Raw genomic sequence first — 13549 nt, forward strand, 5'->3', positions numbered from 1 at the left:
CGCCCGGCGGTGGGTCGCGCGGCACCGGTCAACGAGTGAGGGGCCGACGCCCGGCGATATACGCCCGGCACCAGCCCCCTCAGCCGCCGAACACCTACAGGGTCACACCCTGCGCCCACGCCGGACACGACCGGAGGTCGGCCCGGCGACGGGTGAGGGGATGCCACCGGCAGCGGGCGGGCGGCGCCGGCTCTCTCAGCCGGTGAAGGCCGGCTGGGCGACGCCCTTGCCGGCGTCAGGGACGACCAGGAGCGAGCCCGCCAGTGGGTGGGGGGCCTCCAGGCCCACCCGCGCCGTCGTGATGTAGAGGTCCGTCAACTCGGGGCCGCCGAACGCGCAGGCCGTCACCCGCGGGGTCGGCAGCTCGATCACCCGGTCCAGCACACCCGCCGGGGTGTACCGGCGTACCGCTGCCCCGTCCCACAGCGCCACCCACACGCACCCGTCCGCGTCGACCGTCAGCCCGTCGGGGAAGCCCGCGCCGTCCTCGATCTCGACGAAGGGGCGACGGTTCGTCACCCGGCCGTCCGCGTGGTCGAAGACGTCGACGCGGCGGGTCGGGGAGTCGATGTAGTACATCAGCGTGCCGGAAGGGCTCCAGCCCGTCCCGTTGCTCACCGCGACGTCGTCGAGGATCACGGCGACCGATCCGTCCCCGGTGAGGCGGGACAGCGATCCCCCGCCCGGCGCCTCGTCGTACCGCATCGTGCCGGCCCACAGCGAGCCGTCGGGTGCGATCGCCGCGTCGTTGGCGCGGCGGCCGGGGACCGGCTCGTGGTGGAGCCAGCGGAAGCTCCCGTCCTCGTCCAGCAGGCCCACGCCGTGGCGGAGGTTGAGGACCAGCCCGCCGCCCGCGCGGGGCTTGGCCGCGCCCACGTGCTGGTCCGTGACGCGGACCGTGCGGCGGCCCGTCGACGGGTCGTAGGTGTGCAGGCGCGAGCCGAGGATGTCGAGCCAGAGGAGGCGCCCGGTGGCCGGGTCCCAGGTCGGGCCCTCGCCGAGGGCGGCCTCCGCGCGGACGGCGGCCTCGTACACGTTGGTCATGCCACGCTCCGGTAGCCCAGTTGTTCGGACAGCTCGGCCGCGCCCTTGGCGGCGAGCTGCTCCAGCTCGACGCGGCGCTCGTCGCTCCAGCGGATCATGGGCACGGAGATCGACAGCGCGGCCACGACCCTGCCGGTGCGGTCGCGCACCGGGGCCGCGACACAGCTGACGTCCGGGTTCGACTCGCGGTTCTCGACCGCGACGCCCCGCTCCCGGATCTCCGCAAGGGCCTCGCGCAGCGCGTCCGGTTGCGTGATGCTGTTGGGCGTCATGGCGGCCAGGGCGGCGTCTTCGGGGATCCGCGCGGTCAGCTCGGCGTCGGGGAGGGAGGCGAGCAGCATCTTGCCGACGGAGGTGCAGTGCGCGGGGAGACGACGGCCCGCCGCCGACACCATGCGGACGGCGTGCGTGGAGTCGACCTTGGCGATGTAGATGACGTCGGTGCCCTCCAAGATCGCCACGTGGACCGTCTCGTCGCAGGTCTCGGCGACGGTCCGGGCGACCTGCTGGCCCTCGGCGGCGAGGTCGAGCTGCTCGGCGTACCGGCTGCCGAGCTGGTACGGCCGTACGCCGAGGCGGTAGCGTCCGGGCTGTCCGGGAACCGTGACGATGTACGACCGGGCGGCGAGCGTGGTGACAAGCTCGTGCACGGTGGTGCGCGGCAGTTGGAGTCGGCGCACTATGTCGGGGGCGGACAGTGTCCCGTCCCCCTCGAGGAAGAGCTCGAGAATGTCGAGAGCACGGGTGACGGCAGGTACGAGTCGTCCCACGGCCGGCCCCCTTCCTTGGTTCGTAGCCTGCGTTCGAAATTTCAACAGACGATCGGCATGACGAACACAGGCTAGTCACATGGCGAGGCGTCGGGCAATGGCCGGGAGCCGCGCGCCTGCCGACGAACCGCGCTTCGACCCCGGATCGTGCGGTCGTCGTCCCGGTTGGTCGTCCGGTTGGTCGTCCCGGTCGTCCGGTTCGCCGCGAGGCCGGTTCGCCGCGAGGCCGGTTCGCCGCGAGGCCGGTTCGCCGCGAGGCCGGTGGGCCGGTTCGCCGCGAGGCCGGTGGGCCGGTTCGCCGCGAGGCCGGTGGGGGACGATGGACCGCATGCCGTCCGACACGCGCCCCGCCGGCCGCCCCTTCACACCCGTCGACTTCCAGCTGGTGCTGCTGCGCCGCATGGCCGACCACAATCCGGACCCGGTGGAGGACGCCCGCCGCGCGCTGGGCGCCTCCCTGACCGACATGCGCGAGGCCAACAGGCGCTGGCAGGCGATGCTCCGTTCGCCGCGCGGCCGAGGCGCCGCCTCCCGGTACCGCTCCGTCCTCGGCGCCCCCGAATCGCGGGCGGCGCGACGCATCGGCGACCTGGACTGCGAGGCGTGGCTGTGGCCGCTCCCCCTCTGGCCCGATCTCCGCTTCGAGGTGCTGCTCGCCCCCAACGGCGCCGTGTGGAACGAGTGGCTCGTCCGCGCCCCCGGCACACCCTCCCCCTCCCTGCGCACCCTCGACGACCTCACCCCCTGGTCCTGCACGGTCGACGAGGCGGCCCGCGCCTTCGCCCCCGCCCGCCCCCTGGAGGGCTCCGCCCCCACCCGCTGGGGCCTGGCCTTCACCGCGCCGGACGGGGAGGGGGTGCGACGGGAGGTGGCGGCCGAGTTCACCTGGGGTCTGTTGCAGCGGACGGCCGTGCGGGGGTAGCCCTCAGCCGGCGGCGGCCGCGGCGAGGATCGCCTCGACCACCCTCGGGAGGGACTGCGGGTGCAGGAACAGGAAGAGGTTCGGCTCCACCAGTTCCAGCTCCATCACCCGGGGCCGGCCGTCGTCGCCGTCCACCAGGTCGACGCGGGCGTACAGCAACTCGGGGGCGCCCGGTACGGCGGCCAGCGCCCTCTCGGCCACCTCGCGTTCGGCCGCCGTGGGGAGCCAGGGCTCCAGCCCCGGATGGGCGACCTTGGCCGCGTCGAACGCGGTTCCGGGAGCGAGCACGGCCCGCTTGCGGCTGGCGTGCAGCAGGCCGCCCCCGAAGAACTGCAGGGCCCGCTCCCCCGCGGTGTCGATGCCGCGCACATACGGCTGGACCATCGCCGTCAGCCCTTCCTCGTGCATGCGCGCGAGATGGCGTACGGCGGTGTCGTGCTGGTCGGGCGTGTAGCGCGCGGCGTAGCGGGCGCCGGCGCCCGAGGTGGGTTTGACGACGTACTCGTGGTCGTCGGGGAGGTCGGCCGGGTCACCGGGGGCGAGGTAGCGGGTCGGGACGACGGGTGTTCCGGCCGCCGCGAGTTCACCGAGGTAGCGCTTGTCCGTGTTCCAGCGCACCACGGCGGCGGGGTTGGCCAGCCGGGTCGCCGCGGCGCACCGCTCCGCCCACGCCGTGAACTCGGCGGCGCGCCAGCTGTAGTCCCAGGTGGAGCGGATCAGGGCGAGGTCGTAGGAGGCCCAGTCGGCGTCGGCGTCGTCCCAGCACACGGCCTCCGCCTCGGCCCCGGCCTCCTCCAGCGCCCGCGCCAGCACCGGCAGGTCCCGGTCCTTGCTCGGCTCCGGGCGGGGGTCATAGGTGACCAGGGCGACTCGGGGCACGACGGGGCTCCATTCTCGGGACGACGTCCTCGTTCTCATCACGTCTCGACACCTGGCGACGCCTCGTGGCGCGCACGGACCGCAGGTTAACCGCCGCCCCCGCAACCGCCGCAACCCGCTTGACCTTCCCCTTCGGTGAAGCCCCAGCATCGGTGGCGGAACGGACACGAGGACGGGGTGGGCATGCGCATGCTGACGATCGGGGCCTTCGCGAAGGCCTCCCGGCTGTCGCCGAAGGCACTGCGGCTCTACGACGAGCTGGGGTTGCTGCGGCCCGCGCGGGTCGACCCGGACACCGGATACCGCTATTACACGACCGGCCAGCTGGAGCGGGCGCGGCTGGTGGCGTGGCTGCGGCGGCTCGGGATGCCCCTCGCGCGCATCCGCGGCGTGTGCGCGCTCGACCCCGCGGCCGCCGCCGCGGAGATCCGCGCCTACTGGGCGCGCGTCGAGGCGGAGACGGCCGTACGGCGTGATCTCGCGGCGTTCCTCGTGGATCAGCTGTCGCCGGCACCACAGGCATCTCGGAAGGACACCACCATGCTGGAACTTCGCTACTCCGCCCACTCGGACCGGGGCCGGGTCCGCCCGGAGAACCAGGACACGGCGTACGCGGGCGCCAGGCTGCTCGCGGTCGCGGACGGCTTCGGACCGTCGGGCGCACCCGCGAGCGGCGCGGCCGTGGAGGCGCTGCGCTTCCTGGACACCGAGGAGGTGCCGGCGGGAGACGTCCTCAACCTCCTGGACGACGCCGTGCGCGGCGCGAACGACGCGGTGCGGGACGCCGCGGCCGGCGCGGGCGACGCCGGTACGACCCTGACCGCCCTGGTGTGGACCGGTTCCCACCTCGCCCTGGTCCACATCGGGGACTCCCGCGCGTATCTCCTGCGCGACGGCGTCCTCTTCCTCATCTCCCACGACCACACGGTCGTCCAGTCGATGATCGACGAGGGCCGCCTGACCGCCGAGGAGGCCACCGTCCACCCCGGGCGCGCCCTTCTCCTGAAGGCCCTGCCCGGCACCACGTCCCCCGACGCCGACCTGCGGCTGCACGACGCCCGGCCCGGCGACCGCTACCTCCTCTGCTCCGACGGCCTGTCCACCGTCGTCCCCGAGCCCCGCGTCCGCGCCCTGCTCGCCCAGGGCCGCTCCCCCGCCGACACGGTCCACGCTCTGGTCGCCGAGGCGAACGGCGCGGGCGGCCCGGACAACGTGAGCTGTGTCGTGGCCGACGTGGTGGAGGCGGCCTGAACCGGGGCGGGACCGGCCCGTGCCGATCTCTCCGGTCGCGGGGAGCGGCACGGCCGCGGGCGACCTGCGACGTGACGGGTGTCAACCTCCGCGACCGGCGGGTCGGGGCGGCCATGGGGTAGGAACGGACTGTCGTCCCCTGCCCGAGGAGTGTTCCGGTGTCCTCTCTCTTCCCGGCCCTGACGGAGCCGCCGTCCGGCCCGTCATCGGGTCCGCCGTCCGACGCGCCCTCCGGTCCGTCCCCCTACGCGTCTTCCGGTCCGCCGCCCCAAGCGTCCTCCGGTCCGCCGTCCGGTGAGCCGTCCGGCGAGCCGTCCGACCGTGTGGCCCTGCGGTTCGGTGACCGGTCGCTGACGTACGCCGGACTCGCCGGCGCGGCGGCGTCGCTGGGGGGCCGGCTGCCGGACGGCGGCGCGCGGATCGCCGTATGGGCGACGCCCGCGCTGGAGACGGCGGTGGCCGTCGTGGCGGCCCTGGAGGCCGGGGTGCCGGTGGTGCCGCTCAACCCGAGGTCCGGGGAGAAGGAACTCGCGCACATCCTGGCCGACAGCGCGCCCGCCCTCCTCCTGGCCGCGCCCGGCGACCGGCTCCCGCCCGCCGTGCGGGACCTGCCGCGCGTCGACGTGGACGTGCGGGCCACCGGCGGACGGCTCCCGGACCGCCTCCCGGTCACCGGGGAGGACCCGGCGCTCGTCGTCTACACCTCCGGCACCACCGGCCCGCCCAAGGGCGCGGTCATCCCCCGGCGGGCGATCGCGGCGACCCTCGACGCGCTCGCCGACGCCTGGCGGTGGACCGGCGAGGACGTGCTGGTGCACGGGCTGCCGCTGTTCCATGTGCACGGGCTGGTGCTGGGCGTCCTGGGACCGCTGCGGCGCGGAGGATCGGTCCGGCATCTGGGGCGGTTCTCCGCCGAGGGCGTGACCCGGGAGCTGAACAGCGGCGCCACCATGCTGTTCGGGGTGCCGACCATGTATCACCGGCTCGCCGAGACCCTCCCCGACGACCCCGCCCTCGCCCAGGCGCTCGGCCGGGCCCGGCTGCTGGTCTCCGGCTCCGCCGCGCTGCCGGTGCACGACCACGAGCGGATCACGGCCGCGACCGGGCAGCGGGTCGTCGAGCGGTACGGCATGACGGAGACGCTGATGAACACCTCCGTGCGCGCCGACGGAGAACCCCGGGCGGGCACGGTCGGGGTGCCGCTGCCGGGCGTGGAACTGCGGCTCGTGGAGGAGGACGGGACGCCCCTGACCGCGTACGACGGGGAGAGCGTCGGGGAGATCCAGGTGCGGGGGCCGAACCTGTTCACCGGATACCTCAACCGGCCGGAGGCCACGGCCGGGGCGTTCACCGCCGACGGCTGGTTCCGGACCGGGGACATGGCGGTGCGGGACGGGGACGGTTACGTGCGGATCGTCGGGCGCAAGGCCACCGACCTGATCAAGAGCGGCGGATACAAGATCGGCGCCGGTGAGATCGAGAACGCGCTGCTGGAGTGTCCGGGCGTGCGCGAGGCCGCCGTCACCGGGGAGCCGGACGCCGACCTCGGGGAGCGGATCGTGGCATGGATCGTGCCCGAGGACCGGCAGTCCCCGCCTTCCGAGAGCGAGTTGGCCGATCATGTGGCGCGGCGGCTCGCCCCGCACAAGCGGCCCCGCGTGGTGCGGTACCTCGACCTACTGCCCCGCAACGACATGGGGAAGATCATGAAGCGGGCGCTGCCCTCATGAGCGCTCCGCGCCTCACCGCGCGCGAGATGCTCGCCCTCGTGTGCGACTCGTTCGACGAACTGACCGGCCCGGTGGCGGAGTCCGCGCCCGACGGCCCCCTCTCCTGGCCCGGCTACGACGCCTCCCGCGCCCGTGCCGCCGAGCGGACCGGTGAGACGGAGTCCGTGGTCTGCGGCGTCGGCGCCGTCGGCGGCGTCGGGGGCACCCGCGCCGTGCTGATCGCGTTCGAGTTCGGCTTCCTGGGCGGCTCGCTGGGGGAACGCACCGGTGACCGGCTGGAGGCGGCGTACACCTACGCCCGCGAACACCGGCTGCCGGTGGTGCCGTTGGTCGCCACCGGCGGCTCGCGGATGCAGGAGGGCATGCTCGCCCTCACCCAGCTCCAGCGGGTGGCCCGGCAGTCGGCGCTGACCCGGCGGGCCGGGCTGGCGCAGATCGCCGTGGTGCGCGATCCGACCACCGGCGGCGGCTGGGCCACCCTGGGCGCGGGCGCCGACGTGGTCCTGGCGCTGCCGGGCGCCCAAGTGGGTTTCGCCGGGTCGCGGGTACGCCCGCCCGACGCCGACCCCGCCGCGTACACCGCCGAGGCGCAGGTCGCGGCGGGCTCGGCGGACGCCGTCGTGGAACCGGGGGCGCTGCGGGAGACGCTGGGGCGGTGGCTCCGGCTGCTGACCCACCCGTCGCGGGAGCCCGCGCCGGTCCCCCGCGCCCTGGGTGCGAGGGACCTCCCGGCCACCGGCTGGGACGCCGTCCGGCGTGCCCGGTCGCCGCGACGGCCGCGTGCCGACGCCTACCTGGACGCCTACTTCACCGTGCGCGCCGCGATCGGCGGCGACCGCTGCGGCGGCACCGATCCCGACGGCATGCTGTGCGGCTTCGGCGAGCACCGGGGCCGTACCGTCGCCTACGCCGCCCAGACCGGAACCGCGACCCGGCCCGCCGGCTACCGCACCGCCACCCGGCTGGTCCGGCTCGCGGACCGGCTCGGCATTCCGGTGCTGACGCTGGTGGACACACCGGGCGCGGCCAACGACGCCGACGCCGAGCGGCAGGGCGCGGGCCCGGCGATCGCCGAGCTGTTCGGCGCGGTGGCCACGGCCGGCACACCCGTCACCACGCTGGTGATCGGCGAGGGCGGTTCCGGGGGCGCGCTGGCGCTGGCCGCGCCCGGCCGCACCTGGGCCACCCCGGACAGCTACTTCTCGGTGATCGCCCCGGAGCACGCCGCCGCGATCCTGAAGCGGCCGCCCGAGGACGTCGAGGCGACCGCCGGCCAACTGCGCGTCCGCCCCCAGGACCTGGCGGAACTGGGGGTGATCCGCACGGACCTGCCGTGAGGCCTCGCCCGCCCCTCAGGGCGGGCGAGGACCAGGTGACCGGTTCCCGCCGGCGCCGGTGGGCGACGGCGAAGGCGGGAACAGGACAGGGGCGGCCGCCGGTGCGCCGATCGGGTCCACGGTGGCGGAGCTGACCGCCGCCCAGCAGGCCGCCCTGCGGTCCGTCGGCCTCGCACGCGATCCCACGGTGGAGCAGGAAGCGCGGGCCGCGGGGTGTCGGACGACCGTGCGATCGCTGACGGAGGTGCCGGAGCCGGCGCGCGCACGCCGAGGGTCGTCCCGCAGCCGCACGGCCGCCGGTTCCGTCCCCCACGGGTCACGGGCCGTCGAGCGTCCCGCAGCCGCACGGCCGCCCGTTCCGTCCCCCACGGGTCACGGGCCGTCGAAACCCCCATTCGGCGGCTCCCCACCCGGCCCCCTCCAACGGGCGCCCGTCCTCCCGCCCCCGCACGATGCGAAAGAGGGCCACCGCCGGCGGCCCGCTCAGGAAGGCCCGCCGGCCCGGCGGCCGCCACGGTCTGTGCTCTCGGGAGGACCTGCCATGACCGCCAGTCTGGAGCAGCTGCGTCGCTGCCACTTCGCCGTCGACCTCGGAGCGGCGCGGACGCGGGTCTACGTCAAGGGGGCCGGTCTCGTCGTCGACCAGCCGTCCGCCGCCGCCGTGAACACCCGCACCGGGGCACTGATCGCGGTCGGTGAGTTCGCCGAGAAGATGACCGGCCGCACCCCGCACTACATCCGCGTCGTCCGCCCGGTCTCCGGCGGCACGGTCGTCGACATCGAAATGGCCCAGCGCATGCTGCGGCACCTGATCGGCGACAGGATCCGCCGCCAGCTGCGCCGCAAGCCGTTCCTGCGGGCCGCCGCCTGCACCCCGCACGACGCCGACCCGCTGGCCCAGCGCGCGGCCATCGAGACGCTCGTCGGGCTCGGCGCCCGGCGCGTCGAACTCGTCGACACCCTCATCGCCGCCGCCGTCGGCTGCGGGCTGCCCGTGGAACGGCCCGAAGCCACCATGATCATGGTGTGCGGCGCGGCCGCCACCCAGGTCGCCGTGCTCTCCCTCGGTTCCATCGTGACCGCCGAGCGCATCCCCGTCGGCGGCGAGGCGGTGGACCACGCGATCGTGCAACACCTGCGCCATGAACACGAGTTGATGCTTCCGAGCCAGTCGGTACGCCCCCTCCAGCTGGCCCTGTCCGGCAACGGCCTCACCCCGCAGGGTCCGGCCTCCACGGAGATCCACGGCCGGGACGTCGCCACCGGCCTGGCCCGGTCCGTCCAGGTCGACACCGCGGCCGTACGGGACGCCATCGAGACCCCGCTGACAGCCGTCCTGGACGGCATCGGACGCGTCCTGCGCGGCTGCCCGCCGGACCTGGTCGCCGACCTCGCCGACCGCGGGATCATGATGGTCGGCGGCTCCGCGCTGCTGCCCGGTTTCGACCAGATGCTCCGCGAGGCCACCGGCATGCCCGTCCACATCGCCGAACGGCCCGACATCTGCGCCGCCCAGGGCCTGGGCGCCATGCTGGAGGGCAAGATCGAGCCCCTCTCGCTCCAGCCGATCGCGACCGCCTGACCGACGGACCGAGGGACGGACAGACCGACGGACCGACGGACCGACGGACCGACGGACTGACGGACCGACGACTTCCGGCGGTCTGCCGGATACCTGGCCCGCCGGACCGCCGGACTGCCGGACCTCTGGGTGGTCGGCCCGCCGGACCCCCTGACCGCCGGACCCCCTGACCCGTCGGCCCGCCGGACGTCCGGCCCCACCGCCACCGGTCGGCAGCTCCCACCTGACGCCGCACGGCCGGTGCGGCAAGGGTGCGTGGGCGGCGACCGGTGCGCGCGAAGGCGGTGAGGGTGCGCGTGGTAGGCAGCGCGGGCGGCGAAGGTGCACGAGTGGCAAACGGTGCGCGCGTGGCAAGGGGGCACGGGTAGGCGACGCGGACGGCGAAGGCGCCCAGGTGGCAAGGGGCGCCCGGGTCGCAAGGCGTGCACGGGCGTCCGTCCCGCGGCTCGGCGTACCGGCGGGCCGGCGGTGGGCGCGCGGCCCAGGAGCGCGGGAGCGGCCGTGAGGACCCGACCCGGGCGCCGGAATGGCGGTGGGCGCGCGGCCGGGCTCGCGCCGGGCCCCGACCACGCACCGGCCACCGCCCCGGCCATCGGCACCGCCCCCCTCCGGGAACCCCCATCAGCACCGCCCCCTCCGGGGATTCCCCTCGGCACCCCCTCCGGGAACCCCCATCGACACCGCCCCTTCCGGGGAACCGGACCGCGGACGTTACGTGTGGGAAACCTTGACGATCACTGTGCCGGGTGCCACGATTCCGGCGCCGCCATGTTTACGTAAACATCGGGCTCCACGGTGGCTGATGTTTGCGTAAACATGTCGAGGCGCCCCTGGACGGACCCCACACCGTCGAACCGAGCCGCCTCCCCGACCCGAAAGGCCAGGCAGATGCGCACCACCCCCGCCGGTACCCGCCGGACCCCCCGCCTGCGAGCCGCCCTCCTCGCCCTGCTGATCGCGGGGGCCGGCACCAGCCTCGCCGGCGCCCCCGCGCAGGCCGCCCCGCGCATGGACACCAGCCAGTTCAAGGGGGTCAACTGGGCCGACCCGCGGGACAACTTCGCCGACGACCCGGTCGTCCTGTCGGGCCTGTCGCTCTCGGACAGCTACGCCCGGACCTACACCAAGTCGAGCCGGGTGATATCGGCGTTCCGCGCGAACCTCGGCGCCAACACCGTGCGGCTGCCGATCAACCCGTACACGGTGAACGGCAGCTACTGGAAGTCGTACCGCGCGGTCGTCGACGCGGCCTCGGCCAAGGGTTTCAAGGTCATTTTGTCGTACTGGGAGGGCACCGGCCCCCGCAAGGACGGCTTCATCGACGACGAGGCCACCTACTGGCCCATGTGGAACACGGTCGTCAAGGCCTACAAGAACGACCGCAACGTCTACTTCGAGCCGATGAACGAGCCGCACGGCTACACCGACACCGAGTGGGCCGACCTCGCCGCGAAGTGGCTGGACACCTACTCCTCGGTCCCCCGCAACCGGGTCTTCGTCAGCGGCGCCGGCTACAACGACCACGTCACCACGGTCTGCGCCGACCCGCGCCTGAAGGGCACCTACCTCTCCCTGCACCACTACGGGTTCTGGAAGGAGTACGCCACCTACGACCAGTGGGTGGCCGACCTCAAGGTGCGCATCGGCGACTGCGCGAACCGGACCGTCGCCGACGAGTTCGGCGCCCACATGACCACCGGCCTCGACTACAACAAGCCGACGCCGGACAACAACTTCGTCAACTACATGCAGGCCGTCACCGACACCTTCCGCCAGCTGAAGATGGGGTCGGTCTACTGGCCGGGCCTGCGCACCGGTGACACGTACTCCCTCCAGACCCTGACCGGCTCCCCGGCCCGCCCCTGGCTGGCGACCACCAACCAGTCCGGCGCCGACCGCCTCGCCTGGGCGTGGGGCCGCGGCAAGGCCGTCCGCCCCTGACCCACGCCCCACTCGCACTCGCACTCGGGGGAGGGGCCCGTACCCTCCCCCGGTGCCCTCGAAGGCGGAAGTGAGCGAAACCCTGACCGCGCGGCGGGGCTGGGCTAGCCTCTTCTTCTCTTGCAGACGAACTGACGTACGTCGAATACCACTTCGGGGAACATCCGTGTCAGATCAGCGGCCGTCGCCATCGGGCCCGGCGACGAGCGAGGCCGCCGCACTGCGGCAGGCAGGCGCCTCACCCCTGCGTCCCGGCGACCCCGAACAGGTCGGCCCCTACGTACCGTTGGCCCTGCTGGGCAGTGGCGGGATGGGGCGGGTCTACCTGGCGCGCCCGGTCGACGACAGCCCCGGCCTGGTCGCGGTGAAGGTGATCCGGCCGGAGTACGCGGAGGACCCCCGGTTCCGCCGCCGGTTCGAACGTGAGGCGGCCGTGCACGCCAGGCTGCGCACCCAGCACGCCCCGAAGCTCTGCGGGACCGGTTTCCGGGACGAACTGCTGTGGATGGCCACCGAGTACCTTCCCGGACCCGACCTGGCGGAGGTCGTACGCGAGGACGGCGCCCTGACCACCGCCACCGTCTGGCTGGTGGCCGAGCAACTCGCACGGGCCCTGGGCGAACTGGCCGCCGCGGGCATCGTCCACCGAGACCTCAAGCCGTCCAACGTCCTGCTCACCGTCCGCGGCGCCCACGTCATCGACTTCGGCATCTCCAAGGCGGTGGACGCGAGTTCGATCACCGGCACGGGCAACCGGGTCGGCACACCCGCCTACATGTCGCCGGAACACCTCAGGACGGGGCACTCCGACACGGCGTCGGACGTGTTCTCGCTCGCGGGCACGCTGGTCTACGCGGCCTCCGGCCGGGCCCCGTTCGGCGACGGCACCGGCGTCGACGTGATGCACCGGGTGGCCTTCGAGGAACCCGACCAGGAGCTGCTCGGCGACATCTCCTCCGCCGACCCGGCGCTCGGCTCGCTGCTGTCGGCCTGCCTGGCCAAGGAGCCCGAGCAGCGCCCCACCCCGGCGGAGCTCCTGGAAACGGCCGTGCGGCACGCCGGTCCGCCCGGCTGGCCCGAACCGCTGGGCGGACGGGTCCTGGCCCGCCAGCGGGCGTACGAGGTGCTGTTCCGCCTCCCGGTCGACCGCCGAGCCCGCTTAGGCCGCCCGACGGCGGCGCCGCCCCCCGCGGCCCCTCCGTCCGACGGCCCGAGCCCCTCCCCCTCCCCCGCCGTACCGCACCCGGGCGCCCTTCGCCCCGGTGGGCGCCGCAAGCCGCTGCTGGCCGGCGCCGCCGCCGTCGCCCTCTGCCTGATCGCCGCCGGCTGCTACGTCCTCACCCGCCAGGACGCCCCCGCCGCCGCTCACTCACCCCGGTCCTCGGTGACCGGCCCCGCCGGCTCCGGATCCGGCGGCACCGCCTCCTCCCCCACCCGCGGCGCCCGCGGCGGCACGTCCACCGAGGGCGGCAGCGCGGCCCGCCCCGACGGCTCCGCCGACGAGACCTCCGACGCCCTGACCACCGCCTCCCCGTCCCCCTCCGACGGCTCGGGCGGCGGTACGGCCACCCCCGCCGCCCCGCCCTCGGAGCCCGGCTCCGCCACCGGCCCCACCCCGAGCCCGAGCCCCTCCGTGGAGCCCGCGGGCGCACCCTGGAACACCGACTGCGCCCACTACGCCGGCAACGGCCGCACCCGCCAGGGCGACACCGGCAAACGCGTCCTCCAGGTGCAGTGCATGCTGACGAAACGCGGCTACGGCGTCGGTGACGGCGGCGTCGACGGCGTCTTCGGCTCCGGCACGGAAGCCGCCGTACGCGGTTTCCAGGGCGACCGGGGACTGGGCGTCGACGGCGTCGTGGGCCACGACACATGGACGGCCCTCCGCGCCGGGGCCTGACGCCCCGACGCCTGGTCAGGACGCAACGGGCCAGGGACGGTTGCGTCCACCCGATCTCTCTTCTCACCCCCCTGACCTGCGGCGAGAGTAGTTCCTGCCACCGGGTGCACACGCGCCGCACACCCTCACAGCTGCACCTGCAGGGCAGCTGTCCAGGGGAGCGACGTGCCTTCGCCCGCTCGACCTCCATGCC

The 13549-nt window shown here is 74.7% G+C and carries 10 protein-coding genes; 7 read left to right on the top strand and 3 right to left on the bottom strand.

Annotated features, from left to right (window positions below; all coding sequences use genetic code 11):
- Positions 1-195 precede the first annotated feature (195 nt).
- Entirely contained in the window at positions 196-1044 is an 849-nt protein-coding gene (locus ACFYO5_RS03415; RefSeq protein WP_388703661.1) for an SMP-30/gluconolactonase/LRE family protein, read from the bottom strand.
- Positions 1041-1814 carry an IclR family transcriptional regulator gene (locus ACFYO5_RS03420; protein WP_388703664.1) on the bottom strand — a complete coding sequence of 258 codons (774 nt, stop codon included), beginning with the start codon at positions 1812-1814 and terminating at the stop codon, positions 1041-1043. Before ACFYO5_RS03420 ends, ACFYO5_RS03415 begins: the two co-directional genes overlap by 4 nt.
- Before the next feature lie 328 nt (positions 1815-2142).
- Between ACFYO5_RS03420 and ACFYO5_RS03425 the strand changes: the two genes are divergently transcribed.
- Entirely contained in the window at positions 2143-2736 is a 594-nt protein-coding gene (locus ACFYO5_RS03425) for a hypothetical protein (protein ID WP_356559615.1), read from the top strand.
- A gap of 3 nt (positions 2737-2739) precedes the next feature.
- Here the strand turns inward: ACFYO5_RS03425 and ACFYO5_RS03430 are convergent, their stop codons facing one another.
- Positions 2740-3615: a RimK family alpha-L-glutamate ligase gene (locus ACFYO5_RS03430; protein ID WP_388703668.1), complete on the bottom strand. Its 876-nt coding sequence runs from the start codon at positions 3613-3615 to the stop codon at positions 2740-2742.
- Positions 3616-3798: 183 nt separating this feature from the next.
- On the opposite strand from ACFYO5_RS03430, the gene ACFYO5_RS03435 reads away from it, so the two are divergent.
- The 6 genes from ACFYO5_RS03435 (at position 3799) to ACFYO5_RS03460 (ending at position 13356) form a co-directional block, all read left to right on the top strand.
- Entirely contained in the window at positions 3799-4866 is a 1068-nt protein-coding gene (locus tag ACFYO5_RS03435; protein WP_388703671.1) for a MerR family transcriptional regulator, read from the top strand.
- Positions 4867-5189: 323 nt separating this feature from the next.
- Positions 5190-6596 carry an acyl-CoA synthetase gene (locus ACFYO5_RS03440; protein WP_388704709.1) on the top strand — a complete coding sequence of 469 codons (1407 nt, stop codon included), beginning with the start codon at positions 5190-5192 and terminating at the stop codon, positions 6594-6596.
- Positions 6593-7933 carry a carboxyl transferase domain-containing protein gene (locus tag ACFYO5_RS03445; protein ID WP_388703674.1) on the top strand — a complete coding sequence of 447 codons (1341 nt, stop codon included), beginning with the start codon at positions 6593-6595 and terminating at the stop codon, positions 7931-7933. Before ACFYO5_RS03440 ends, ACFYO5_RS03445 begins: the two co-directional genes overlap by 4 nt.
- 541 nt (positions 7934-8474) lie before the next feature.
- Positions 8475-9515: a rod shape-determining protein gene (locus ACFYO5_RS03450; RefSeq protein ID WP_388703677.1), complete on the top strand. Its 1041-nt coding sequence runs from the start codon at positions 8475-8477 to the stop codon at positions 9513-9515.
- 888 nt (positions 9516-10403) lie between these two features.
- Positions 10404-11456, top strand: coding sequence for a cellulase family glycosylhydrolase (locus ACFYO5_RS03455; RefSeq protein ID WP_356559620.1), 1053 nt, complete (start codon positions 10404-10406; stop codon positions 11454-11456).
- 166 nt (positions 11457-11622) lie between these two features.
- Positions 11623-13356: a protein kinase gene (locus ACFYO5_RS03460; RefSeq protein WP_388703681.1), complete on the top strand. Its 1734-nt coding sequence runs from the start codon at positions 11623-11625 to the stop codon at positions 13354-13356.
- Positions 13357-13549 lie beyond the last annotated feature (193 nt).

Origin of the sequence: Streptomyces sp. NPDC006259 (genome assembly GCF_042870975.1) — a bacterium.
Taxonomy (GTDB): Bacteria; Actinomycetota; Actinomycetes; order Streptomycetales; family Streptomycetaceae; genus Streptomyces.

Excerpts from the sequence above, each read along its gene's own strand:
- ACFYO5_RS03450 (WP_388703677.1), top strand. The coding sequence starts at position 8,475 with ATGACCGCCAGTCTGGAGCAGCTGCGTCGCTGCCACTTCGCCGTCGAC.
- ACFYO5_RS03445 (WP_388703674.1), top strand. The coding sequence starts at position 6,593 with ATGAGCGCTCCGCGCCTCACCGCGCGCGAGATGCTCGCCCTCGTGTGC.
- ACFYO5_RS03425 (WP_356559615.1), top strand. The coding sequence starts at position 2,143 with ATGCCGTCCGACACGCGCCCCGCCGGCCGCCCCTTCACACCCGTCGAC.
- ACFYO5_RS03455 (WP_356559620.1), top strand. The coding sequence starts at position 10,404 with ATGCGCACCACCCCCGCCGGTACCCGCCGGACCCCCCGCCTGCGAGCC.
- ACFYO5_RS03435 (WP_388703671.1), top strand. The coding sequence starts at position 3,799 with ATGCGCATGCTGACGATCGGGGCCTTCGCGAAGGCCTCCCGGCTGTCG.
- ACFYO5_RS03415 (WP_388703661.1), bottom strand. The coding sequence starts at position 1,044 with ATGACCAACGTGTACGAGGCCGCCGTCCGCGCGGAGGCCGCCCTCGGC.